Source organism: Burkholderia stagnalis (assembly GCF_902830275.1).
In the GTDB taxonomy this organism is placed as follows: domain Bacteria; phylum Pseudomonadota; class Gammaproteobacteria; order Burkholderiales; family Burkholderiaceae; genus Burkholderia; species Burkholderia stagnalis.
This window is the reverse complement of record NZ_CADESW010000011.1, coordinates 45236-68269: the sequence shown is the minus strand read 5'-3', so window position 1 is coordinate 68269 and position 23034 is coordinate 45236. Positions and strand designations below refer to the sequence as shown.

Here is a 23034-nt window from a genome sequence, read left to right as displayed (position 1 = left end):
CATCCTTCGCCATCACGCCGCAGGAAACCGACCATGCCCTTCCTCCTCGACCGAGCACGCGGCGCCCGCCGCCTGCTTCCCGCGATCGCCGCGCTCGCGATCGCCGGCTGCGCCCCGTTCGGCCCGCAACGCCCGCCGGCCAGGATCACTCCCGTCGAGCAGCTCGATGCGGGCGCCGCGATCCGGTCGGCCGGCGCCGGCTCGCCGACGATCGCCGCACGCTGGTGGACCGCATTCGGCGATGCGCAACTGGATCGCCTCGTCGACGACGCGCTGGCCGGCGCACCGACGCTGCGGGCGCAGCGGGAACGCGTCGCGCAGGCGCTGGCCGACGCCGACGTCGAAAGCGCCGCGCTGCTGCCACAGCTCGGCGCGGCGGCCAGCGCGGTGCCGACGCGCCTGCCGGGCAGCTACCGGACGCCGCCGCCCGCGGCCGGACACTGGCAGGCCGATGCGCAGGCGCTCCTCGGCGCGTCGTTCGATCTCGACATCGCCGGCCGGCAGCACGCGTTGGCGCGCGCCGCCGCCCTGCGCGCGGACCAGCAGCGCGCGCTCGAGCAAGCGGCCACGGTGTCGCTGCAGGCGGCGATCGTCGAGACCTATCTGCAGCTCGCGCTCGAACGGCAACTGCTCGCGATCGCGCGCGATACGCTGCAGCAGCACAGCGAACTGCTCCGCCTCACATCGCAACGCGCCGATGCCGGCCTCGACATGCAGGTCGCCGTGCTCAGGGCAAGCGAACCCATCCCGCACGCGCAGGCCGACATCGACGCGCACGCGGCCGCGGCGGCCCGGCTGCGCCACCGGCTCGCCGCGCTGGTCGGCCGGGGGCCCGGTTACGCCGAGGCGCTGACGCCCGCCGCGCCGCCCGCCGCCGAGCTGCCGATGCCGGCCGTCCTGCCCGCGGCGCTGATCGGCCGCCGGCCGGACGTGCTGGCCGCGCGTTACCGGGTCGAAGCCGAAGCGGCGAACATCGACGCGGCGCGCGCCGCCTTCTATCCGGACGTCAACCTGCTGGCCTTCGCCGGCGTGCAGAGCTTGGGCTTCCGCGCGCTGTTCCACGGCAACAGCGGCACGCTCGGCGCGGGCCCCGCGATCACGCTGCCGATTTTCGAAGGCGGCCGCCTGCGCGCCGGCCTGCGCGCGCAAAGCGCCGCCTACAACACCGCCGTCGCCGTGTACGACGACACGGTCGTCAACGCGCTCGCCCAGGTCAGCGACACCCTCGTCCAGATCGACACGCTCGGCCGGCAGCGCGCGCTTCGCCGCGAAGCGCTGGCACGCGCGCGACAGACCTATGCCATCGAGACGCAGCGCTACCGGAAAGGCATGTCCGGCTATCTCGACGTCCTGCTTGCGCAAGGCCGGCTGCTCGAGGATCGCGCGTCGGTCGCCCGAGCCGACGCGTCGTTCGCGATCGAGCATGCGCGCCTGATCGCCGCGCTCGGCGGCTCCTCTTCCACTGGAGTCACGCAATGAACCGTCCCGAATCCCCCGTCGCCGAGCCATCGCTGCAACGCGCGCGCCGGCGCTACTTCCGCTGGTTCTTCATCGCGCTCGCCGGCGCCGCCGGCATCGCCATCGCCGGCTGGGCCGCCACGCGCGGCACCGAGACGACCGACGATGCGTACGTCTCCGGCGACGTCGTGCAGATCTCGCCGCAGATCGGCGGCACCGTCGACGCGGTGCGCGTGCAGAACGCCGACTGGGTCCGCCCCGGCGACCTGCTGTTCAGCGTCGACAAGACCGATGCCCGGCTCGCGCTGGACGAAGCGGTCGCCCAGCTCGCCCATGCGGTACGTGAATACCGCACCGCGCACGCGGACGCGGCGCGCGAGCAAGCGCAGATCCGGCTGCGGCGTTCCGAGTGGTCCAAGGCGAACGACGACCTGCAGCGCCGGCTGAGCCTCGCGCAGGACGGCGGCGTGTCGCGCGAGGATCTTCGCCACGCGCGGGATGCGTTGGACGGCGCGGCGGCCGCGCTGAACGCGCAGCAAGCCGCGTACGACGCGACGCTCGCGCACACCGACGGCACGTCGATCGGCACGAATCCGCTCGTGCGCGCGGCGGCGTCCCGGGTCCGCAGCGCGGCGCTCGCACTGCGCCGCACCGAGATACGTGCGCCGCTCGGCGGGCTCGTCACGCGCCGGGTCGTGCAAGTCGGCCAGCACGTCGCGCCCGGCACGCCGTCGCTGGCGCTCGTGCCGCTGGATCGCGTGTGGGTCGAAGCCAACTTCAAGGAATCCCAACTGCGCGGCATGCGCGCCGGGCAGCCGGTCGAGCTGTTCTCGGACCTGTACGGCAGCGACGTGGTGTTCCACGGGCACGTCGTCGGGCTCGAAGCCGGCACGGGCGCCGCATTCGCGGCCGTGCCCGCGCAAAACGCGACCGGCAACTGGATCAAGGTCGTCCAGCGCGTGCCGGTCCGGATCGCGCTCGATCCCGCCGAGCTGCGTGCGCACCCGTTGCGCATCGGCCTGTCGATGACGGCGTCGGTGCCGGTCGATCACGGCGCCGGCGCCGCAACGGCATCGGCGTCGCCGTCCGCCCATCCGCCCGAGGTGCGCCGGCCGATCGACGCCACGTCGATCTACCGCGACGACGAAGAAGCGGGCGATGCGCTCGTCGCCGCGACGATTCGCGCGAACAGCGGTGCGCGCCCGCTCGCGCCGGGAGCCTGACGATGCGCTTCTTCGCCCGGAACGCAGCACCGAAACTGCCGCTGGAGCCGCTCGCCGGCATGCCGCTGACGCTCGTCGCGATCGCGGTCAGCGTTGCGAATTTCATGCAGACGCTCGATCTGACGATCGCGAACGTCGCCGTCCCGACCATCGCGGGCGATCTCGGCGTCGCGCCGGACATGGGCACCTGGATGCTGACCTCGTTCGCGACGCCGCTCGCGATCACGCTGCCGCTCACCGGCTGGCTCACGCAGCGCTTCGGCCAGGTCCGGCTGTTCCGCGTCGCGGTGCTGCTCTTCGTGCTCACGTCGATCCTGTGCGGGATCGCGCCGAATTTCGAGGCGCTGCTGCTGTTTCGCGCGCTTCAGGGTGCTGCGTCGGGCCCGATCACCGCGCTGTCCCAGGCGCTGCTGCTCGCCGTGTTCCCGCCGACGCGCCGCCACGTCGCGCTGGCCGTGTGGCAGACGACGACGTTCGTCGCGCCGGTGCTCGGACCGATCGCCGGCGGCTGGATCACCGACAACCTGAGCTGGCCGTACATCTTCTACGTGAACGTGCCGCCGGGCGTGCTCGTGCTGGTGGTGCTCGCGCGGCTGCTGGCGGGGCGCGACAACGCGACGCGGCGCCTGCCGGTCGACGTCGTCGGGCTGCTGCTGCTCACCGTCGCGTTCGGTTCGCTGCAATTGCTGCTCGATCGCGGCCAGAACCTCGACTGGTTCGCGTCCGACGAAATTCGCGTGCTGGCGGCCGTGGGTATCGCGTCGTTCATCGCGCTGATCCTCTGGGAGCTGACCGACAGCCATCCGATCGTCGACCTGCGGCTGTTCGCGAACCGCGACTTCACGACCAGCACGCTCGCGATCACGGTCGGCTTCGGGCTCTACTTCGGCGCGCTGGTGCTCGTGCCGCTATGGCTGCAGACCCAGCAGGGATACACGGCCACCTGGGCCGGCATCGCCACCGCGCCGCTCGGCGTCGCGGGGATCGTGATCGCGCCGCTGCTCGGCCGCTTCCAGGGCCGCACCGACCCGCGCCTGCTCGCGACCGTCGCGCTCGTCGGCTGGGGCGCCGCCTCGTTCTGGCGCATGCACTTCAACAGCGACGTGACGATCGGCGACATCGCCGCCAACTCGCTGCTGATGGGCGCCGCCACCGCGTTCTTCATCACGCCTCTCGTGTCGCTTTCGCTCGCCGGGCTGCCGCGCGAGCGGCTGCCCGCGGCATCCGGGCTGCAGAACGCGCTGCGACGGATCGGCACCGGCGTCGCGACCTCGGCCGCGCCGACCTACTTCGAGCACCGCTCCCGCGTGCACAACACCTATCTCGTCGACCACATTACGCCGTACGATTTCGCGTCCGGCGACTGGTTCGCGCGGCTCGATCACGCGGGGCTGTCGCCGTCCGGCGCGCTCGCGTCGGTCGCGCATGCGATCGATGTCGAGGCGCACATGCTCGCGTTGAACGACTTCTCGTTCGGCTGCCTGCTGCTGTTCGGCGCGATGCTGTTGACGGTCTGGTCGATCCGCTACCGTCGGGCGTGAGCCCGGGCCCGGACATCCCGAGCGGGTCATTTGCATGTCCACGGCTATCACCCCCATAGCCACCAGTGTCTTTGCGAATATCGTCAAATTCCGATATAAGATTCGCCCATCGACGATGCCAATTTGCCTGAACAATACCCACCCATGCCGACCGACCTCGACATCGACGCGATCCTGAAAGCGCTCGCGAACCCTGTCCGCCGGGAAATCCTCGTCTGGCTGAGAACGCCCGGCGCGCACTTCCCGAACCAGACGCTGCCGTACGACCACGGCGTCTGCGCGGGGCAGATCGACGCGCGCTGCGGGCTGTCGCAATCGACGGTGTCCGCGCACCTCGCGACGCTGCAGCGCGCAGGGCTCGTGACCTCGACCCGGATCGGCCAGTGGGCGTTCTTCAAGCGCAACGAGGCCGTCATCGACGCATTTCTCGACGCCCTGCGCCGCGAACTCTAACCCACCCGGCCGGACCATCCATGCGGACTTCCGTCCCGCTTTTCGTGAAGAGGTAACTGTCATGCCCACGCTGTTCGATCCCGTCACCCTCGGCGACCTGACCCTGCCCAACCGTATCGTGATGGCGCCGCTCACCCGCGCCCGCGCGGGCGATTCGCGCGTGCCCAACGACCTGATGGTCCGCTACTACGCCGAGCGCGCGTCGGCCGGCCTGATCATCAGCGAAGCGACTGCGGTCACGCCGCAGGGCGTCGGCTATGCAGGCACGCCGGGCATCTGGTCCGACGAACAGGTGGAAGGCTGGAAGCGCGTGACGCGCGCCGTGCACGACGCGGGCGGCCGCATCGTCCTGCAGCTCTGGCACGTGGGCCGGATCTCCGATCCGGTCTTCCTCGACGGCGAATTGCCGGTCGCGCCGAGCGCGATCGCGGCGGGCGGCCACGTGAGCCTCGTGCGTCCGGAGCGTCCGTTCGTCACGCCGCGCGCGCTCGCGCTCGATGAAATCCCGGGCATCGTCGCCGCGTACCGCAAGGGCGCGGAAAACGCGAAGGCCGCGGGCTTCGACGGCGTCGAGATCCACGGCGCGAACGGCTACCTGCTCGACCAGTTCCTGCAGGACAGCACCAACCGCCGCACCGATGCGTATGGCGGCCCGATCGAGAATCGTGCGCGCCTGCTGCTGGAAGTGGTCGACGCCGCGATCGACGTGTGGGGCGCCGGGCGCGTCGGCGTGCACCTCGCGCCGCGCGGCGACGCGCACACGATGGGCGACTCCGACCCGGCCGCGACGTTCGGCTATGTCGCGCGCGAACTCGGCCGCCGCAAGATCGCGTTCATCTTCACGCGGGAGTCGTTCAAGGGCGACGAGTTGAGCCCGCGCCTGAAGGAGGCGTTCGGCGGCCCGCTGATCGCGAACGAGCAGTTCACGCCCGACGCCGCGCAGCAGGTGCTCGAAAGCGGCGACGCCGATGCGATCGCATGGGGCAAGCTGTTCATCGCGAACCCCGACCTGCCGCGCCGCTTCGAACTGAACGCGCCGCTCAACCAGCCGGTGCCGGCCACGTTCTACGCGGAAGGCGAAACGGGCTACACCGACTACCCGGCGCTCAGCGACGCGGCGTAAGCACCGCCGGCCACGGGTTCATGCGCGCAGGTCGCGGCGCATGAACACGCGCCGGGTTTCGTCGAGGCCGAGCGACACGTGATGCGCGCGGATCGCGCGCAGCGTCTCGTCGAGCGCGGCATCGTCGATGTCGTCGAAGCCGTGGCGCCGGTAATACGGCGCATTCCACGGCGGCGTGACGAACGTCGACAGCACGATCTGCGCGAGCCCATCCGTGGCTGCGCGCGCGGCCACCTGCTCGATCAGGCGCACGCCGATCCGCTGCCCTGCGTGCGACGGCGCGACGTCCAGTTCCTCGAGATACAGCCGGTGCGCGTCGAGCAGCCGGTAGAACGCGAAGCCGACGCATGCGTCGCGTGCATCGACCGCGACGTACGCGCGGCCCGCGTCGATGCGCACGAGCACGGCGGCCGCATCGGTCGCCCCCGCGTCGGCGATGTGCGCCATGCCGATCTCGCGAAAGCGCTGCGCGGCGGCGACTTCCACGGCGGCCATCGAGGCGGCGTCGTCACGGGTAGCGAGGCGGATTCGGACAGGTTCGGTCATGGCGTCGGCAGTAGGCAGGCTGGAACGGGCATCACTATAATCGAATCTTCATACGTATCGAACGCCCCGCATACGAGGCCACCATGACGCTGTCCGCGCTTGCCGTATTCGCCCTCGCCCTGCTCGTCTCCGCCGGCACGCCCGGCCCGAGCGTCGCCGCGCTCGTCGCGCGCGTGCTCACCAACGGCGTGCGCGACGTGCTGCCGTTCCTGCTCGCGATGTGGATCGGGGAAGCGATGTGGCTCGGCTGCGCGGTCGCGGGGCTCGCAGTGATCGCGCATGCGTTCGGCAGCCTGTTCATCGTGCTGAAGTTCGCGGGCGCGGGCTATCTTCTGTTCCTTGCCTGGAAGATGTGGCGCGCACCGGCCGACCCCGCCGGCGCGACGCTGCCGAGCGCACGCTCGCCGTGGCGGATGTTCGTGGCGGGCCTCCTTGTGACGCTCGGCAACCCGAAGATCATGATGTTCTACCTGGCGCTGCTGCCGACGCTCGTCGACCTGCGCCACATCGGCGTGCTCGCGTGGCTCGAGCTGACCGTCACGATGCTCGTCGTGCTGGTGGCGAGCGACTTCTGCTGGGCGTTCGTCGCCACCCGCGCGCGGCGCTTCCTGACGAGCCGCAAGGCAATGCGGATCGCGAACCGCACGAGCGCAACCGCGATGGCCGGCGCGGCGGTGGCGATCGCGACGCGGTAGGCGGCGCGACCTGCTGTCTCGAACGCGGACGGCGCAGGCAAGCATCGCGCGAATGCACGACGCATCCGCCATTCACCGGGACGGTGCGAGCAGGAAACCGATTGCAGATCGCCACCAGCGATCGTCGACGAACGCCGCCCAGTCGCCATGGTCGGCCGATTTCACGACCGCCAGCCGTCTCGGGTCGGCCAGCGTGTCGAACAGCGCCTCGCCGAAGCGCGCGGGCACCGTGCCGTCGCGCTCCGCGACCACCACCAGTACCGGACGGCCGAACGCCGTCAGGTGCGCAGCGCTGTCGTAGCGGTCGCGCAGCAGCCAATTCACCGGCAACCACGGGTAGTGATAAGCCGCGACATGTTCGAGCGTATCCCACGGAGTGATCAGCATCAGGCCGGAGATCTTGTCACGCTCGCGCGAGCTGGCCTCGGCCGCCACGCCCGTGCCGAGCGATTCACCGACGACCAGCAGCGGCGCGCCGTAACGGCGGCGCGCGAGTTCGATCGTCTGCTGCGCGTCGGCGGCCAGGCTGCGCTCGTTCGGCGTGCCGTTGCGCGGCCCGTAACCGGGGTACTCGGCGAGAATCACGCGCAGCCCCATGCGGGTGAGTTGCGTCGCGTAGTACGAACGGTGTCCGGCGTGGCCGGCATTGCCATGAAACACGACGACCGTGCCGCGAACGGGCCCGGCCGGCTCCGCAACCAGCCCGCGATAGGCATCCCGCGACGGCCACGCGCGCAGTGTGCCGGACACGACGTCCGCAATCGCCGCCTTCTCCGGAAAGTAAAGGAGGCGATCCTGCAGCTTGGCAACGCCCGCCATGACGATCACGCAGGTGATGGCGAGACACAGCACGATTCGTATGATTTTCATCGCGTCGAGCGCAACCCGTCCGTGGCCTGCCGCCCTGCATCGCCTTCGTGCATGCGGTTCGTCGATCAAGCATACGCCGGCCGCCCGAATAAACATTCAGGATTTCTGCTGATCGCGACAGGCGTCACGCGCGCGACGGCCCGGTGGCGCTGCTCTCCGGCGAACCGGTAATGCACGGTAACAAAATCGGCTGCCCGTTCTGCGCCACCAGCGCCCGCACCAGCCGCCAGTCGTCGTCGCGACAGAAGTCGAGCAGCACGATCCCGCACGGCCCGGGGTGCGTGCGCAACCGTTTCGCGAGCCGCGCGTGAATCCCCGCCATCGTGCCGTTGCCGCGCGCGACGACCGACGGATTCGCGCCCATGCCCGTCCCGCTGGTGAAGTTGACCGCCCAGCGGCCGCTTTCCGCACCCGGCATGTGCGTGAGCAACGCGTCGACCTTGCGCCACTTGTAGTCGATCGACGCCGCCACCGGCACGCGATACGCGTCCTGGATCACGAACGCCGCCCCCGGCTGATCGATCGTGAACGTCTGGTTGTCCGGCCACGCCGTCAGGTCGATGCCGAGCGGACGGCTGCTCCGGAAGCGCCGCAGCAGCACGACCGCCCCGCGCACGTCGCCGAGTGCCGGAAGCGCGCCGCCCGCATGCCAGCGCAACCCCGGATGCCGCGCGCGATGCGCATCGAACGTCGCATCGAAGCTGCGCCCGCACGCGTGCGCCGGCCATTCGTCCTTCACCGACATCACGATGCATTCGCGCGGATGCGCGGCAAGAAAACGCGCGCAGGTCGCGAGCACGTCGTCGAAGGTCATCCCGAGCGCGATCCCGCCGTGATGAATCTCGAACCGGTCGTGCACGTGCCGGCAGCGGATATCGAGCATCCGCACGCCGTGCATCAGCTGCGCGTCGAGCGGTGCGTCCTGGGTGCGGACCAGCGCATCGTCAACGGTATACGCACAGGTGTCATGACTGCCCGGTACGGTCAGGGTATGCAGCGCTCGCGCGTCGTCGAGCGCCGACATCCAGTCGGCGAGCGGCAGGCGCGGAGCGGAGTGCGGATGGATCATGAGTCGATGACAGACAAACAGAAAAAACAATGGGTGACCGCGTCCGACGTGGCGGCGCGGGCCGGCGTGTCGCGCTCGGCGGTGTCGCGCGCGTTCTCGCCGACGGCGAGCATCGCGCCCGAGACGCGCGAACGCGTGATGCATGCGGCGCGCGCACTCGGCTACCAGGTGAACCTGATCGCGCGCGACATGATCACGCAGCGCAGCAGCATGATCGGCGTCGTCACCGCGGGCTTCGAGAATCCGTTTCGTGCGCGGCTGCTGTCCGACCTGCTGGCGGCGCTCGGGCATCGCGCGCTTACGCCGCTCGTGACGAACGCCGAAGACCCGCGCCAGATCCGTCAGTCGCTCGAGCGGCTGCTCAGCTACCGGATCGCCGGCCTGGTGATGACGTCCGCGTCGCCGCCGCTGTCGGTCGCGCGCCAGTACCTCGCGCACCGGATTCCGGTCGTGATGATCAATCGCGCGGCGAACCTGCCCGGCGCGGACGTCGTCGTCAGCGACAACGCGGACGGCGCCGCCAATGCCGCGCGGATGCTTGCCGAGGCCGGCGCGCAACGTCCCGCGTTCGTCGGGCCGCGCGCAACGAGCTACAGCGCGAACGCGCGCGCCGCCGCATTCGCCGACGCGCTCCGTCAACACGCGCCCGAGCGCGCCGCGGCGATGCGGATTCACGCGACGCCATCCGACACCTACGCATGCGGCGTCGACGCCGCGCGGCAGCTGCTGGCCGGCAACGCGCGTCCGGACGGCGTGTTCTGCTCGTCCGACCTGCTCGCGCTGGGCGTGATCGACACCGCGCGGCACCGCTTCGGCCTGCACGTGCCGGACGACCTGCGCGTGATCGGCTTCGACGACATTCCCGCCGCCGCGTACGACGGCTACGCGCTGACGACTTTCCGGCAGGACACGCAGGGGCTCGCGAACGCGGCCGTCGGCATGCTGGCCGAGCGGATGCAGGCTTTTGCCGGCCCGTCGCGCACGCAGGTCGTGCCGGTGACGCGCGTGATCCGTCACAGCTGCGGCTGACGCCGGCCGCGACGCGGCGCGCCCGCACCACCCGGCCGGTTCACGTCAAGGTTCACTTCAACCCGCCCGCGAAGCCGCGCAGCAGATAGCGCTGCACGTATCCGGCCACCGCGAGCGTCGGCAGCGACGCGATCAGCCCCGCGCTCATCAGGTCGCCCCAGTCGATGCCGTTCTCGGTCACGTAGCCCGCGATCGCGAGCGGCAGCGTGAAACGGCTCGGCGTCGACACGAACAGCAGCGCGAGCAGGAACTCGTTCCATGCGGCGATGAACACGAAGATCGCGGTGGCGATCAGGCCGGGCGCGCACAGCGGCAGCACGATCTGCACGAGCCGCCGCGCGAGCCCCGCACCGTCGATGCACGCGGCTTCCTCGTATTCGACAGGCACATCTCGCACGAACGCGAGCAGCATCCAGATCGCCATCGGCAGCGCGTAGAGCTGGTACGCGATCATCAGGCCGGGCGACGAATCGCGCAGGTGCAGCCGCTTCGCGAGCGCGAACAGCGGCACCGCGATCGTGATCGGCGGCATCAGCTTCAGCGCCAGCACGAGCACGAGGAACAGCAGGTCCAGGCGCGCGGGAAAACGCAGCCGCACGAGCGCATAGGCGGCCGGAAACGCGAGCGCCAGCGCCAGCAGCGTCGTGCCGAAGCCGACCAGCAGCGAATTGACGAGCGGGCCGCCGATGCCGTTCGACCAGACCGACGCGAAATGCGCGAGGGTCGGCTCGGCCGGCCACAGCCGCAGCGGATGATCGAGCCGTTCGAGCGTCGGCATGAAGGCCGCGCCCGCCATCCACAGGCACGGCAGCAGCAGCGCCGCCAGCGCGAGCGCGCGCAGCGCCCACGGCATGCCCCGTGCGAATGCCGCGCGGCCGCGCGCGGGCCGCGCCATGGCGCGCGCGCCGTGCGGCGTCATGCGCGCCGCTTGCGAACCGTTTGCCATACGTATCCCGAGACGAGCAGCGCGGACGCCGCGAGCATCAGCACCGACGCGGCGCTTGCCGGCCCGACGTTGAAGAAGCGGAACCCCGTGTCGTAGATGTAGGTCGACAGCGTCTGCGTCGCGTTGCCGGGGCCGCCGCCCGTCAGCGCGTAGACCTTGTCGAACAGCTTGAACGTATCGATCGAGCGCAGCAGCAAGGCGAGCCCGATCTGCGGCGCGGCGAGCGGCAGCGTGATGTCGCGCAGGCACTGCCATTCGCTCGCGCCGTCGGTGCGCGCGGCTTCGTACAGCTCCTGCGGGATCGACTGCAGGCCCGCGAGCACGATCAGGAACGCCATCGGCGTCCACTGCCACACGTCGACGAGCATCAGCGACCACAGCGCCAGATGCGGATCCGACAGCCAGCGCACGCCGTCCAGCCCGACGGTCGCGAGCAGCGCGTTCAGAAAGCCGTCGAAGTTGAGCCAGTTGCGCCAGATGGCCGAGCAGACGAGCGTCGACAGCATCATCGGCAGGATCGCGAGCGGCAGCGCGAGCTTGCGGCCCGGGAACGCGCGCACGAACAGCAGCGCGAGACCGAAACCGAGCGCCACCTCGACGAGCGACGCGGCGAGCGTGAAGCGCAGCGTGTTGCCGAAACCGGCGGCGAATGCATCGTCGGCGAGCACCGCGCGATAGTTCGCGAGGCCCGCGAACGCGCGGCGGCCCGCCGTGTAGTCGACCTGGCAGAACGAATCGACCAGCACCTGCGCCACCGGATACAGCGCGAGCGCAACCAGCACCAGCAGCGCGGGCCCGAGCAGCGCGACGAACGGCAGCATTCGGCCTGGCGTCTTCATGGGCGGCTTGCGTCGAATGCGTCGGCGCGATGCGTCACTTGCCCGCCGCGGCCATCGCCTGCGCGATCTTCTGCCGCGCCTGGCGCAGCGCCGCGTCGGGCGCGGCCTGCCCCGTCAGCGCGAGCTGCAGCTGGTCGCCGAGGATGCTCTCGATCTGCTGCCAGTCCTTCACGCGCGGCCGCGCGCGGCCCGCTTCGAGCGCCTTCAGCTGATCCGGGTACCAGCGATACTGCCGCACCAGCGCCGGATCCTCGAACACGCTCTTGCGGGTCGGCGGAATGCCGAGCGCGGCGAGGCGCGCCTGCGTGTCGCGCGACGTCAGGTAGGCGAGGAAATCCTGCGCGAGCTTCGCATGCGGCGCGCCCTTCGGAATCGCCATCTGCCAGATGCCGAGCATCGGCGCGGGGCCCGCGGTCTGCCCCGGCGGCGCCTGCAGCGCGATCTGGCCGGCCACGCGCGACTGCTTCGGATCGTCGAGCGCCGGCACCCACGCGGGCCAGACCTCGATCGCCTGCGCGGCGGTGCCGCGCTGCAGCGCATCGCGCACTTCCGCCGCGCCGTACACGTCGACGTCCTTCGGCGCGTACGCCTTCAGCGCGAGGAAGGTCTTCAGCGCCGCCTGCGCCTCGCGCGAATCGATCGTCACGTTGCCGGCGCGATCGAGCACGTCGCCGCCGTACGCCCACAGGATCGGCAGGAACCCCGTCACGACCGGGTTGCCCTTGGTGCCGCGGAACACGACGCCGCTCAGGCTCTTGTCCGCGCCGCCGAGCGTCTGCGCGATCTTCAGCACGTCGTCCCAGTTGCGCGGCGGCTGCAGCTTGAATTTCGCGAGCAGATCCTTGCGGTACGCGAACATCTCGACGTTGCCGACCACCGGCAGCGCATACAGCCCGCCCGCCGCGTTGCGGCCGAGCGCGACGGTCGACGCGACCAGGTCGGCGTCCGCGAGCGTCGCCGGCAGCGGCTTCAGCCAGCCGTTGCCGATGAATTCCGGCGACCACGTGTCGTCCATCATCACGAGGTCGTACGCGCCGGTGCCTTCACGCATCGACAGCTTGAGCTTCTGGTAGAGGTTCGCGTTCGGCAGCTTCAGCAGTTCGACGTCGGTGCCGGGATGCAGCTTCTGGAAGCCGGCGACGGCGTCGGCCAGCCCCTTGCCGTAGATGTCGTCGCGGCCCGCGATGACGAGATCCGCGGCAACGGCATGCGACGCGACGACGGAGAGCGCAACGGCGGCGGACAGCGCGCACAGGCGGCTGAAAAATGTCATGGTCTTCCTCACGATGGGCGCGATGGTGGAACGGCAATCCGTTGCACACGTGTGCAACGAAAGGGGCGGCTCGGGCCGCTCGAGACGAACGCCATTGTTCACGCCGATCGTTAAGGAATTGTGGCAGGCGGCTTGTGCGGGTTCGGGCGGCCGCCCCGCCGCGCCTGCCCCGGCAACCGGCCGTCGCCGGGTCAGAAGTTCACGCGTATCCCCGCCATCACCGCGAGCTGCCGGTTCGAATTGCTGTTGCCGAGCACCGGGATCTGCGCGTAGTTGGCCGGGTTGCCGCCCGCATCGGTGCCGAGCCCCGTGCCGCTCGCGAGCTGGCCGATCGCGACCGCATACAGCGCGGTGCGCTTCGACAGGCTGTAGTTGGTGCCGACGTTCACCTGGTGGAAGCGCGTCGTGCCGCGCCCGTCGGTATGCGCGGCGTTGAAGATGTACGCAACGCCGCCCTGCAGCGCGGGCGTGAACATGTACGTGACGTTCAGTTCGCCGGCGTCGAACGTGAATGCCTGCGTGCGCGGCTGCGCGCTCGTCGAGAAATAGTTGCTGTCGTCGAGGCGCGTGTGCGTATAGGTCAGCGCGACCGTCGCTGCGCCCAGCGCGACCGAGCCGCCCGCGCCGAACGTGCGCATCGACGCGGCGTCCTGCAGCAGGCAGTACATCGCGCCCGGGTTGCTGCAGGAGAAATCGCCGATATAGCCGCTCTGGCCGCCGAGCGCCGCGTCGAGCGGCTGGCGCAGGTTCAGGTAGCCGAGCGCGAGCGACACCGGCGCGCGGTTGTACGACACGGCCAGCGCATAGCCGCGCTTCGCGGAGAAATTGCCGGCCTGCCCGCCGAAGCTGAACGTGCCGCCGAACGCGAGGCCGTTGAAATCCGTGCTCGTGAACTTCACCGCGTTGTTGAAGTTGAACGCGGCGTTCAGGTTGTCGACGTCGCCGAGATGCGAACCGTACGGCGTCGACCAGTTGTTGCTCGACACGTACGCGCCGAGCATGTCGGTATAGGAATCGTATTGCCGCCCGAGGCCGAGCGTGCCGACGCCGTCCTGCCGCAGCCCGACCCACGCCTGCCGGCTGAATGCCGCACCGCCCTGCAGCGCCTGCCCGTTCGCGGACAGGAACTGCTGCTCGAGCGCGAACACCGCATTCAGGCCGCCGCCGAGCGGCTCCGCGCCCTGCAGGCCGAAACGCGACGGCACGAGGTTGCCGCCGCCCATCTGCCACGCATGCCCGCCGCCGACGCTGCCGTCCGCACGCGTGAACTGCTGGTTCGTCGAGTAGATGATGCCGGTATCCACGGTGCCGTACAGCGTCACGCTGCCTGAAGTCTGCGCGTGCGCGTGAACGCAGGAAGCTGCAGCCGCCGCCGCGGCCAGTCGTCGTCCGATCGTCATTCCCGTCCCCTGATGGTTATCGCTTCGCTGTGCGAAGCGATATGGTTGATGATGTGGGTGACGGGACTCTATCCGGCGAAAATTCCGGACCTCTATCGCAAATCGGCAAACGGATGCGGCGTGGCGCTCATTCGGGGCGCAGCGTCTGCGACGGCAGTTCGCCGAACAGGTCGCGATACTCGCGCGCGAAATAGCCGAGGTGCGTGAAGCCCCAGCTCGCGGCCGCCTCGCCGACGCCGAGCTGCTGCGCGGTCGTCGTGCGCAGCATGCGCCGCACCGCGTTCAGGCGGATCGTGCGCAGGTAGCCGACCGGCGTCACGTCGGCGACGCGCTGGAAGCTCGTCTGCAGCGTGCGCCGGCTGCAGCGCAACGCGCGGCACAGCTCGAGCACGGTGACGGGCTCCTCCGGCCGCTCGCGCAGGTGCCGCTCGCAACGGCGCACGATGTCGCTGTAGGTCGCATGCGTGATGTCGCGGCGCTCCGCGCCGACTGCCTGGTCGAGCGCGTCGAGGAACATGCCGAGCATCGCGTCGCGGAACATCCGGCGCGTCGCCGCGTATTCTAGGCAGCCGGGGTTGCGTTGCGCTTCGTCGATCAGCGACGACAGCCGCGCGCCGAGCGCGACGCCCTGCGCGTCCGACAGCCGCGTCACGTGATGCAGCTTGCGCCCGCCGGCCGCGCCCGAGCCGAACTCGACCTCGCACAGCTCGTCGACGAGATCCGACGCGGTGCTGATCCCGACGAGGCCCATCCCTTCGGGCGTATGGAACTCGAAATCCTCGCCGGCGCGCAGCGCGAGCAGTGCATAGCCGTCGATCGGCTGCCCCTGGAACGTGCCCGCGAGCGGCATCGACAGCGGCACCGCGAGCGACGTGCGGCCAGCGGGCGCGACGCCCGTCTGCGCAACGCGCCGGTTGGTGGTTTCGCGGAAGAAGTGGAAATCGTCGTACAGCACCTGCGTGACGGTGCCCTTGAACCGGCCCGGCGTCATCTGACGATAGACCTGATGCCAGCCCGCGATCGCGAGCCCATGGTCGTGCACGTCTTCGTGCGAACGTGACTGGAACAACATCGGCGCCTCCGGTGGAACCCTGATTCCCTTGCGCGCGGCCGCCGGCATCGTGCGTCGGCACGCGACGCCACAGCTTACCTTCGCAAAAAGCCGCGCAATACACGATCGAATGCCGCGCAGACCGCCGACAGCGCAGTAGCCTGCTCGCCCGTCAGCCGCACGTAGCGGCGAAACGACGGCATCCGGTTCACGACCTCGCTGCCGCCGTACGGCACGATGGTCAGGGTCCAGCATCCGTCATGCGCGTCGATCGCGCAATCCGCCAAATGGACAGGCCGCAGCGCGTCGGCGAGCGCCGTGTCGGCCAGCAGCGCGTCGACGATCCGCGCGAAATCGGGATCGCACCCGGGCCGCGGCGCCGCGCGCACGCCGGTGCGCCGCAGCCAGCCCGTCTGTAACACACGCGCACTGCCGTGCGCGGCCGGGCCGCGCGCCGTCACCGCGATCCGCACGCTGACCGTGTGCATCAGGAACTGCCGCGCGACCTGCTCGGTGGCGCTCACCCGCACGCCGTTCGGCAGCCTCGCCGCGCCGTTTGCGCCGTTTGCGCCGTTTGCGCCGTTTGCGCCGCTCGCCCCGCTCGCCCCGCTCGCCCCGTTCGACCCGTTCGACCCGTTCGACCCGTTTGCCCCGCCCGCTCTGTCGCGCGTAGCGCTCAGGTCGGCCAGCACGCGCACGGCGGTCGCGCCGGGCCGGTAGCCGGGCGGCGGCGCACCGGGTGCGGCGCGCCAGCGGGCGAGCATGGCCTTCATCCGGCGACGTGCTCGTTGCGCAGCACGTCCTCGACCGGCACCGGCCTGAACGGATGCCGGCGCTGCACGACGACGGTCCAGAACAGCGCATACAGCGCGGTCAGCCCGAGCATCGCACCGAACGGCACGTAGATGTCGCGCGGGTTCATGCCCGGCGGCGTGATGTACCAGATCGCGAGCACGATGCCGACGCTCGACACGATCTGCGGCAGCGGGAACCACGGCGAGCGGTACGGGCGCGGCAGGTCCGGCCGGCGGATCCGCAGCATCACGACCGACGCCGTGACGAGCAGGTACGCGGTGCCCCACGCGCAGGTCGCCGCGAGCACGAGGTGCAGGATGCTGTCGAGGTTGCCCTTGATCAGCCACGCATGGAAGATCGGCACGACCGCCGCGGCGACGATGCCGACCACCGGCGTCTTGAAACGCGGATGCAGGTACGCGAAGCAGCGCGGCAGCGCGCCGTCGATCGCCATCCCGTACAGGATGCGCGGCAGGCCGGCCATCAGCGTGTTGATCGTCGCGGCGCCGGCAAACAGGAATGCGATGCCGAACCACACGCGGCCGAACGGCCCGAGCACCTGCAGCGCGAACGCGGGAATCGCGCCGGGCGTGTCGAGCAGGTGCGTGAGGCCGTCGGCGCTGACCGCGACGTTCGGCACCTGGCGGCGGATCGCCGCGCCGTACAGGAACATGCAGACCGCGACGCCGACGAGGCCGAGCGCCATCGCGCGCGGAATCGTGCGGCCGGGCGCTCTCATCTCCGGCGCGAGCGGCGTGACGAACTCGCAGCCGACGAACATGAACATCGCCATCCCGACGAGCGACAGCACGGCCGGCACCGTCGTGCCGACTTCCGAGCGGCCGAACCAGCCGTCGAGCTGCACGGCCGGCGCGGCGGCGATGCCGAGGATCCCGAAGATCATCAGCGACAGCCACATGCCGGCCGTCAGCACGATCTCGAGTTTGCTGAACACCTTGATGCCGATGATGTTGGTGATCGCGAACGTGATCACGAGGACGACGCCGACGAGCCACGAACTGTTGTGCTGCTCGAGCGCGGCGTTCAGCGATTCGAAGTTGACGAGCGCCATGATGCCGCTCAGGATCGTCTCCGCCGTGCCCGCGAACACATGCACGAGGAAATACGCGGAAATCGTGCCGGTGATCGCCCAGAAGCGGCCGAGCCCGCACGACAGGTAATCGTAAACCGAGCCCGCGGTGGGCAGCATCGCGGCCGCCTCGGCGAAGGTCGTCGCCTGCGCCTGCATCATCACGAACGCGATGATCATCGCGACCGCGAACGCCCAGCCGCCCATCCCGAAGCCCGACGTCGCGGTGAGAATCACCGGGCTCGCCATGATGAGCCCGACGGCGCTCGCCAGCGCGGTCGGGAAGCCGACCGCCCCCGCCTTCAGCACGGTGCCGTGCTGCGCACCCGTCGCGGCGGCGGACGTGTCGCCCGCCGTGCTCGTATACCCTGACCATTCCGACATCGTCGTCTCCTATCTACCGTCCGATGTCGACAAAATACGTAATCCAAAAAAGCGAGAGATAGCTCAAATCGGCAAACCGGCGGGCGGCGTCCGTGCCGCCCGCGCGGCGGGCCCGCGTTACGCGAACGGCACCGCGGCAAAGCCGGCCGCGAGCGCGTCAACGATCCGGTCGAGCTGCTCGCGCTGGATCACGAGCGGCGGCGACAGGATGATCTTGGTGCCGACCGGGCGCACCAGCACGCCGTGCTCGCGCGCGACCTCGGCCACCGCGTTCGCATAGCCGGACAGCGGATCGATCGGCTCGCGGGTCGCCTTGTCCGCGACGAGGTCGAGCGCGAGCATCAGCCCCTTGCCGCGCACCTCGCCCACCGCCGCGAAGCGCCCGGCGAACGGCTGCAGCGCTTCGAGCAGATAGGCGCCCTGCTTCGCCGCGTTCGCCGGCAGATCCTCCTTCAGCACGATGTCGAGGCTCGCGATTGCGGCCGCACACGCGACCGGGTGGCCCGCATACGTGTAGCCGTGCATGATCGCGCCGCCGAAATCGGCGTTGCCGGCGAACGCGTCCTCGATCCGCGCGTTCACGGCGGTCGCGCCAAGCGGCACGTAGCCCGACGAGATGCCCTTCGCGAGACACATGATGTCCGGGCGCACGCCCCAGCCGCGGCTGCCGAACAGGCTGCCGCTGCGGCCGAAGCCCGTGACGACCTCGTCGGCGATCAGCAGCACGCCGTAGCGGTCGCACACCTCGCGCACGAGCGGCCAGTAGTTGGCCGGCGGCACGATCACCCCGCCCGCGCCCTGGATCGGCTCCGCGATGAACGCGGCCACCGTGTCGGGGCTCTGGAACAGGATCTCGCGCTCCAGCAGCTCCGCGCAGATCCGGCCCAGTTCCTCGGGATCCTGCGTGAACGGGTTGCGATACAGCCACGGCGTCTCGACGTGGAAGCAGCCCGGCAGGTTCGGCTCGTAGTTGCGGCGGAACACCGTGTTGCCGTTGACCGACGCGCCGCCGAAATGCGTGCCGTGGTAGCCCTGCTTCAGCGAAATGAACTTGGTGCGGTCGGCCTGGCCGCGCACCTTCCAGTACTGGCGCGCGATCTTCAGCGCGGTCTCGATCGAATCCGAGCCGCCCGAGCTGTACAGCACGCGGCGCATCCCTTCCGGTTCTAGCATGTCGATCAGCAGCTTCGACAGCTCTTCCGCGCGCGGGTGGCTGATCCCGTCGAACAGCTGGAAATATTCGAGTTCGTCGAGCTGGCGCACGATCGCATCCTTCACTTCCTGGCGGTTGTGGCCGACGTTCACGTTCCACAGCCCCGCGACGCCGTCGACGAGCTGCCTGCCGTGTTCGTCGAACACGTAGCAGCCGTCGCCGCGCACGATGCGGATCGGCTGGCGCCGCTTCATGTCGTTCGGGTGCAGCATCGGGTGCCAGAACTTCGCTTCGTTGTAGCTCATTGCAGTCTCCGGTTTTGGATGGGTGGTCAGGCCGCGCCGCGCGTCAATGCGCGATGCAGACGGATTTGGTTTCGGTGAAGCCGTCGATCGCGTGCTGGCCGAACTCGCGGCCGATGCCCGACTGCTTGTAGCCGCCGAACGGCATCGACGGATCGAGCGGGATATGGCAGTTCACCCACACGGTGCCGGCCTCGATCTGCGGCACGAGGTTCATCACGCGCGTCAAATCGTTGCTCCAGATGCTCGCGGCGAGCCCGTACGGCGACGCGTTCGCGAGCCGCACGGCGTCGGCCGCATCGTCGAACGGCATCACGACGATCACCGGCCCGAATACCTCGTCGCGCACGATCGCGCTGTCGGGGCGCGGGTCGGCGATCACCGCGGGCTTCACGAAGTAGCCGGGCAGCTCGTCGGCCGGCGTGCCGCCCGCGAGGAACGTGAGGCCGTCGCGGCGCGCCCCTTCGATGTGCTGCACGACCTTGTCGCGGTGCTGCGCGGACACGAGCGGGTTGATCTGCGCGCTCGTGTCGAGCCCCGGCCCGAGCTTCATCGACTGCGCGACGCCCGCGAGGCCGTCCGCAAGCTGCGCGAACTTGCTGCGGTGCACGTAGATGCGCGACGCGGCCGCGCACACCTGCCCCTGGTTGAAGAACGCGCCGGCCGCGACGCCGTCGAGCGCCTGCTGCACGTCGACGTCGTCGAGCATCACGATCGGGTTCTTGCCGCCGAGTTCGAGCGAGAAGCGCGTCATGTTCTGCACGGCCGCCGCGCCGACCAGCTTGCCGGTCGCGGTCGAGCCCGTGAACGAGATCTTCGCGACCGACGGATCGCTCGCGAGCGCCGCGCCGCACGCGCGGCCGCCGGTGACGACGTTGAACACGCCCGGCGGCACGCCCGCTTCGCGTGCAAGCTCGGCGAGGCGCAACGCAGTGAGCGGCGTTTCCGGCGACGGCTTCAGCACGATCGTGCAGCCGGCCGCGAGCGCGGGCACGAGCTTCCACACGGTGATCATCAGCGGAAAATTCCACGGCACGATCGCCGCGACCACGCCCACCGGTTCCTTGCGCGTATAGGCCGTGTAGCGCGTGCCGGGCGGGAACGGGATCGAGACGTCGAGCGTCTGGCCCGTGATCTTGGTCGCCCAGCCGGCCATGTAGCGCACGTATTCGACGCTCGCGCCGACCTCGACCGCGCGCGCGACGTGGATCGACTTGCCCTGGTTCAGCGTCTCGAGCTGCGCGAGGGTTTCGGCGTCGCGTTCGATCAGGTCGGCGAGCTTCAGCAGGATGCGTTCGCGGTCCGCCGGGCGCAGGCCGCTCCATACGCGCGCGTCGAATGCGCGCTTCGCGCTCGCGACCGCGCGGCCGACGTCGTGTTCGTCGGCGTCCGCGACCGACGCGAGCCGCTCGCCGGTCGCCGGGTTGTAGATGTCGAGCCGTGCGCTGGCGTGCGCGGGCTGCATGTCGCCATCGATGAAAAGGCCGAAGTCGCGCGCGACGAAGCGGCGCACGGTGTCGCTGACGGCGACGAAGGTCGTTGAGGTCATGAGCGTCTCGAAGGTGTCGGGTCGAGGCCGCGTGCGTGGCACGCGGGCGTCGCACCACTGTATCGAGCGGGTTCGGCGCGCCGTGAGCGCAAATTGGCAGCGTGTGGGGGCTGCGGCGACTACAGGAACAGCGCGCCGACCAGCTCGGTGCGGTTCGACACGCCGAGCTTGCGGTACATGCGCATCAGGTGCGTCTTGATGGTCGGCTGGCCGAGCGCGAGATCGCGCGCGATCTCCTTGTTCGAGCGACCGTCGCGCACGAGGCGCGCGATCTGCTCCTCGCGGTAGGTCAGGCGCTCCTCGCAGCCGATCCGGTGGATGCCGCGCCGCGCGCGCAGCAGCGGGCCCAGCGCAGCCTCGGCCACCGGTTGCACACGCGCGAGCGCGTCGATTTCACTCGGCGAGAAGCGGCCCGCCGCGCCGAAACGCAGCAGCGAGAATGCGCCGACCGTCCGGCCCGCGTCGCGCAGCCATATCTCGATCACGTCGGCGACATCGTGGCGGCGCAGGAAGCAGGTCCAGTACGCAGAGGCGTCGCGGCACGCGTCGGGCAGTTGCGACGCGAGCGTGACGACCTCGCCGGCGCCCGACGCGCAACGCGACGGATGCAGCGGATCGAGCATCCGGTAACGGGCGACATAGGTGCGGTGCATCGATTCCGGCATCCCGAACAGTTCGAAATCCGCCGGCTCGCCGCTCGCGTCGAGCCGATAGAACACGGTCGCCGATGGGCGCGCGAATGCGCCGAAGGCGCTCACGCAGGCCCGCAGCGCGCGATGCCAGTCGGCGGTGGCGGCATCGGAAGGCGGTGATGAAATCGGCGTGATGGACATCGGCTGGCTGGCGGACGCGTCGGATGTCGAGGCAGACTACCGGCGCCGACGCATGGCGCGTGAGCACAAATCGGCAAGTCGCCGGGACGGCAGGTTGCCCGCCATCGAGAACAGCGACTTGACCGAGACTGAATACGCATTGCGGTGATTGGCTGCGAAGGACAAGTCAGCGGCCTCCATCCCGCCGTCACATCGCATGCATTTACATACAAATCGCCAAATGAAGTAAACGCTAGCATTAATAAAAAATCACCTTGAATTAACGCTCGAATTCCAGTTGCTTAAGGTTTATTCGTGTATTAGATTTCTTCGTACCGTCTGTCGCGATCCATCACCACGCAATTCAGACGCCCACGTGACCACGCGCAAGCGAGCAGGCTTCAATTGCTGCCGCGCAATAAGAAATCAGCGAATCTTTCGCGATCCGGGGAAAAACATGCGACTTCAATTCTGGATGTGCGCCGGCATCTCCTGCTTGCTGGCGGGGTGCGCCACAAACCTGTCCAACGTCTCGGCATTCGCGAATTCCGCCTCCAACGTGGCGTCCGAGACGAATACCGTATTCTCGAACCTGCCCGACACATGCACGGATTTCGAATCGCTTTTCCGAGCGGAATACAATGTCGGCGCTTCTGCGCTGGCACATGCCAAAACCACCGGGAAGAAAATTGATCCGATGGTCGAACAGGCAGCCCGAGGCTTGGTCGACGGACTGAAACCCGTTCGAGAGAAAGTCAAGGACAATTGCGTACGGCTTAACAAACTGACCCCCGCCCTGCAACTCCTCAACCAGGCTTTGTCGAATTATGCATCGGGCTTGAAAAGCCTTTCGCAGGATCAATTCGTCACCTACAACCCTGCCTTTGACAGCCTTCCGCAGAGTCTGGCCGGATTCAAGAACCCGGATGGATCCTCGCTGATCTCGACAAGCCAGGTGCAGGCGGTCGACAGCCTGCAAAAGCTCATCTATTCGGCAGCCATTCGATCCTACCGTCAAAATAAGCTTGCTTCCGTGCTGAATGACGAGAGCTCGGAAAGCGTCGCCAAGGTTGTCGGCGCCCTTAAAACGCTGGCGAGCAATTACGGCACACAGCTCCAGTCCAATCAGCAGCTTGCACTCCAGGCAAAGGATCTGTTCTTGGTCCTCCAGTCAGCGGGCTACTACTTCGAGCCGGTCGCTCAGGAAAGCATCTCGACGGAGATGGCCGCGATGTCGGCAAAAAGCGAGGCTCAGCAGCACGCGCTGAATCAGTACGTCACCCTTCTGGACAAGCTCATGCCGGCATTCAAGGCCGCGCAGTCCAGCGTACAGTCGCCATCCGCGAAGGATGTGGCGGTTGAAATCAAGGATTTTTCGAAGTCCGCTTACGACACCGCGGAAGCGCTCAGGAAGGCATTCTGAAAACTGGAGT

The 23034-nt window shown here is 69.2% G+C and carries 22 protein-coding genes; 9 read left to right on the top strand and 13 right to left on the bottom strand.

Annotated features, from left to right (window positions below; all coding sequences use genetic code 11):
- The first annotated feature begins 33 nt into the window (after positions 1–33).
- The 5 genes from HWY45_RS19755 (at position 34) to HWY45_RS19735 (ending at position 5798) form a co-directional block, all read left to right on the top strand.
- Entirely contained in the window at positions 34–1479 is a 1446-nt protein-coding gene (locus tag HWY45_RS19755) for an efflux transporter outer membrane subunit (RefSeq protein ID WP_059884071.1), read from the top strand.
- On the top strand, positions 1476–2681 hold the full coding sequence (locus tag HWY45_RS19750; protein WP_059884070.1) for an HlyD/EmrA/EmrK family protein: 1206 nt from the start codon (positions 1476–1478) through the stop codon (positions 2679–2681). The genes HWY45_RS19755 and HWY45_RS19750 overlap by 4 nt, the downstream gene beginning before the upstream one ends.
- A gap of 2 nt (positions 2682–2683) precedes the next feature.
- The gene (locus tag HWY45_RS19745) at positions 2684–4222 is read left to right on the top strand and encodes a DHA2 family efflux MFS transporter permease subunit (RefSeq protein WP_059804687.1); all 1539 of its coding nucleotides are present in this window, start codon (positions 2684–2686) and stop codon (positions 4220–4222) included.
- A gap of 144 nt (positions 4223–4366) precedes the next feature.
- Entirely contained in the window at positions 4367–4675 is a 309-nt protein-coding gene (locus HWY45_RS19740; protein ID WP_059562980.1) for an ArsR/SmtB family transcription factor, read from the top strand.
- A gap of 61 nt (positions 4676–4736) precedes the next feature.
- Positions 4737–5798: an alkene reductase gene (locus HWY45_RS19735; protein WP_059562981.1), complete on the top strand. Its 1062-nt coding sequence runs from the start codon at positions 4737–4739 to the stop codon at positions 5796–5798.
- An 18-nt stretch (positions 5799–5816) separates the two neighbouring features.
- Here the strand turns inward: HWY45_RS19735 and HWY45_RS19730 are convergent, their stop codons facing one another.
- A complete protein-coding gene (locus tag HWY45_RS19730; protein ID WP_059884069.1) occupies positions 5817–6344 on the bottom strand; it encodes a GNAT family N-acetyltransferase in 528 nt (175 codons plus the stop codon).
- An 83-nt stretch (positions 6345–6427) separates the two neighbouring features.
- On the opposite strand from HWY45_RS19730, the gene HWY45_RS19725 reads away from it, so the two are divergent.
- Entirely contained in the window at positions 6428–7039 is a 612-nt protein-coding gene (locus tag HWY45_RS19725) for a LysE family translocator (RefSeq protein ID WP_059562983.1), read from the top strand.
- A gap of 72 nt (positions 7040–7111) precedes the next feature.
- On the opposite strand, the gene HWY45_RS19720 is transcribed toward HWY45_RS19725, so the two are convergent.
- The gene (locus tag HWY45_RS19720) at positions 7112–7909 is read right to left on the bottom strand and encodes an alpha/beta hydrolase (protein WP_059884068.1); all 798 of its coding nucleotides are present in this window, start codon (positions 7907–7909) and stop codon (positions 7112–7114) included.
- A 124-nt stretch (positions 7910–8033) separates the two neighbouring features.
- Positions 8034–8978: a phosphatidylinositol-specific phospholipase C gene (locus tag HWY45_RS19715; RefSeq protein ID WP_059884067.1), complete on the bottom strand. Its 945-nt coding sequence runs from the start codon at positions 8976–8978 to the stop codon at positions 8034–8036.
- Positions 8979–8984: 6 nt separating this feature from the next.
- On the opposite strand from HWY45_RS19715, the gene HWY45_RS19710 reads away from it, so the two are divergent.
- Positions 8985–10007 (top strand): LacI family DNA-binding transcriptional regulator, encoded by a 1023-nt coding sequence (locus HWY45_RS19710; RefSeq protein WP_059884066.1) that lies wholly within the window; start codon positions 8985–8987, stop codon positions 10005–10007.
- Between the two features lie 52 nt (positions 10008–10059).
- Here HWY45_RS19710 and HWY45_RS19705 read toward each other — a convergent pair whose 3' ends face one another.
- From HWY45_RS19705 to HWY45_RS19660, 10 genes are all read right to left on the bottom strand, one after another.
- Positions 10060–10902 (bottom strand): carbohydrate ABC transporter permease, encoded by an 843-nt coding sequence (locus HWY45_RS19705; protein WP_150999180.1) that lies wholly within the window; start codon positions 10900–10902, stop codon positions 10060–10062.
- A 20-nt stretch (positions 10903–10922) separates the two neighbouring features.
- Positions 10923–11792 carry a carbohydrate ABC transporter permease gene (locus HWY45_RS19700; RefSeq protein ID WP_059884064.1) on the bottom strand — a complete coding sequence of 290 codons (870 nt, stop codon included), beginning with the start codon at positions 11790–11792 and terminating at the stop codon, positions 10923–10925.
- A 34-nt stretch (positions 11793–11826) separates the two neighbouring features.
- Positions 11827–13065 carry an ABC transporter substrate-binding protein gene (locus tag HWY45_RS19695; RefSeq protein WP_059884063.1) on the bottom strand — a complete coding sequence of 413 codons (1239 nt, stop codon included), beginning with the start codon at positions 13063–13065 and terminating at the stop codon, positions 11827–11829.
- A 191-nt stretch (positions 13066–13256) separates the two neighbouring features.
- Positions 13257–14465, bottom strand: a complete 1209-nt coding sequence (locus HWY45_RS19690) for a porin (RefSeq protein ID WP_059884062.1) — start codon at positions 14463–14465, stop codon at positions 13257–13259.
- A gap of 127 nt (positions 14466–14592) precedes the next feature.
- Complete coding sequence (locus HWY45_RS19685) at positions 14593–15537, bottom strand: helix-turn-helix domain-containing protein (protein ID WP_059884061.1); 945 nt, start codon at positions 15535–15537, stop codon at positions 14593–14595.
- Positions 15538–15611: 74 nt separating this feature from the next.
- Positions 15612–16289, bottom strand: coding sequence for a DUF3156 family protein (locus HWY45_RS19680; protein ID WP_059884060.1), 678 nt, complete (start codon positions 16287–16289; stop codon positions 15612–15614).
- A complete protein-coding gene (locus HWY45_RS19675) occupies positions 16286–17785 on the bottom strand; it encodes an APC family permease (RefSeq protein ID WP_059884059.1) in 1500 nt (499 codons plus the stop codon). The genes HWY45_RS19680 and HWY45_RS19675 overlap by 4 nt, the downstream gene beginning before the upstream one ends.
- A 117-nt stretch (positions 17786–17902) precedes the next feature.
- Positions 17903–19243 (bottom strand): aspartate aminotransferase family protein, encoded by a 1341-nt coding sequence (locus HWY45_RS19670; protein ID WP_059804653.1) that lies wholly within the window; start codon positions 19241–19243, stop codon positions 17903–17905.
- A gap of 43 nt (positions 19244–19286) precedes the next feature.
- Positions 19287–20789, bottom strand: coding sequence for an aldehyde dehydrogenase family protein (locus tag HWY45_RS19665; protein WP_059884058.1), 1503 nt, complete (start codon positions 20787–20789; stop codon positions 19287–19289).
- A gap of 119 nt (positions 20790–20908) precedes the next feature.
- Positions 20909–21622 (bottom strand): helix-turn-helix transcriptional regulator, encoded by a 714-nt coding sequence (locus HWY45_RS19660; RefSeq protein WP_059884057.1) that lies wholly within the window; start codon positions 21620–21622, stop codon positions 20909–20911.
- Here HWY45_RS19660 and HWY45_RS19655 point away from each other — a divergent pair.
- The gene (locus tag HWY45_RS19655) at positions 21615–21770 is read left to right on the top strand and encodes a hypothetical protein (protein ID WP_155631909.1); all 156 of its coding nucleotides are present in this window, start codon (positions 21615–21617) and stop codon (positions 21768–21770) included. The two genes, HWY45_RS19660 and HWY45_RS19655, sit on opposite strands and share 8 nt — an antisense overlap.
- Positions 21771–22058: 288 nt before the next feature.
- Complete coding sequence (locus tag HWY45_RS19650) at positions 22059–23024, top strand: hypothetical protein (RefSeq protein ID WP_124491037.1); 966 nt, start codon at positions 22059–22061, stop codon at positions 23022–23024.
- Positions 23025–23034: the final 10 nt, after the last annotated feature.

What these genes read in the sequence shown, in the direction of transcription:
- HWY45_RS19680 (WP_059884060.1), bottom strand. Translation starts at nt 16,289, where the DNA reads ATGAAGGCCATGCTCGCCCGCTGGCGCGCCGCACCCGGTGCGCCGCCG.
- HWY45_RS19710 (WP_059884066.1), top strand. Translation starts at nt 8,985, where the DNA reads ATGACAGACAAACAGAAAAAACAATGGGTGACCGCGTCCGACGTGGCG.
- HWY45_RS19750 (WP_059884070.1), top strand. Translation starts at nt 1,476, where the DNA reads ATGAACCGTCCCGAATCCCCCGTCGCCGAGCCATCGCTGCAACGCGCG.
- HWY45_RS19715 (WP_059884067.1), bottom strand. Translation starts at nt 8,978, where the DNA reads ATGATCCATCCGCACTCCGCTCCGCGCCTGCCGCTCGCCGACTGGATG.
- HWY45_RS19700 (WP_059884064.1), bottom strand. Translation starts at nt 11,792, where the DNA reads ATGAAGACGCCAGGCCGAATGCTGCCGTTCGTCGCGCTGCTCGGGCCC.
- HWY45_RS19655 (WP_155631909.1), top strand. Translation starts at nt 21,615, where the DNA reads ATGGACATCGGCTGGCTGGCGGACGCGTCGGATGTCGAGGCAGACTAC.
- HWY45_RS19660 (WP_059884057.1), bottom strand. Translation starts at nt 21,622, where the DNA reads ATGTCCATCACGCCGATTTCATCACCGCCTTCCGATGCCGCCACCGCC.
- HWY45_RS19735 (WP_059562981.1), top strand. Translation starts at nt 4,737, where the DNA reads ATGCCCACGCTGTTCGATCCCGTCACCCTCGGCGACCTGACCCTGCCC.
- HWY45_RS19690 (WP_059884062.1), bottom strand. Translation starts at nt 14,465, where the DNA reads ATGACGATCGGACGACGACTGGCCGCGGCGGCGGCTGCAGCTTCCTGC.
- HWY45_RS19705 (WP_150999180.1), bottom strand. Translation starts at nt 10,902, where the DNA reads ATGGCGCGGCCCGCGCGCGGCCGCGCGGCATTCGCACGGGGCATGCCG.
- HWY45_RS19745 (WP_059804687.1), top strand. Translation starts at nt 2,684, where the DNA reads ATGCGCTTCTTCGCCCGGAACGCAGCACCGAAACTGCCGCTGGAGCCG.
- HWY45_RS19650 (WP_124491037.1), top strand. Translation starts at nt 22,059, where the DNA reads ATGCGACTTCAATTCTGGATGTGCGCCGGCATCTCCTGCTTGCTGGCG.
- HWY45_RS19730 (WP_059884069.1), bottom strand. Translation starts at nt 6,344, where the DNA reads ATGACCGAACCTGTCCGAATCCGCCTCGCTACCCGTGACGACGCCGCC.
- HWY45_RS19675 (WP_059884059.1), bottom strand. Translation starts at nt 17,785, where the DNA reads ATGTCGGAATGGTCAGGGTATACGAGCACGGCGGGCGACACGTCCGCC.
- HWY45_RS19665 (WP_059884058.1), bottom strand. Translation starts at nt 20,789, where the DNA reads ATGACCTCAACGACCTTCGTCGCCGTCAGCGACACCGTGCGCCGCTTC.
- HWY45_RS19720 (WP_059884068.1), bottom strand. Translation starts at nt 7,909, where the DNA reads ATGAAAATCATACGAATCGTGCTGTGTCTCGCCATCACCTGCGTGATC.
- HWY45_RS19670 (WP_059804653.1), bottom strand. Translation starts at nt 19,243, where the DNA reads ATGAGCTACAACGAAGCGAAGTTCTGGCACCCGATGCTGCACCCGAAC.
- HWY45_RS19755 (WP_059884071.1), top strand. Translation starts at nt 34, where the DNA reads ATGCCCTTCCTCCTCGACCGAGCACGCGGCGCCCGCCGCCTGCTTCCC.
- HWY45_RS19725 (WP_059562983.1), top strand. Translation starts at nt 6,428, where the DNA reads ATGACGCTGTCCGCGCTTGCCGTATTCGCCCTCGCCCTGCTCGTCTCC.
- HWY45_RS19740 (WP_059562980.1), top strand. Translation starts at nt 4,367, where the DNA reads ATGCCGACCGACCTCGACATCGACGCGATCCTGAAAGCGCTCGCGAAC.
- HWY45_RS19695 (WP_059884063.1), bottom strand. Translation starts at nt 13,065, where the DNA reads ATGACATTTTTCAGCCGCCTGTGCGCGCTGTCCGCCGCCGTTGCGCTC.
- HWY45_RS19685 (WP_059884061.1), bottom strand. Translation starts at nt 15,537, where the DNA reads ATGTTGTTCCAGTCACGTTCGCACGAAGACGTGCACGACCATGGGCTC.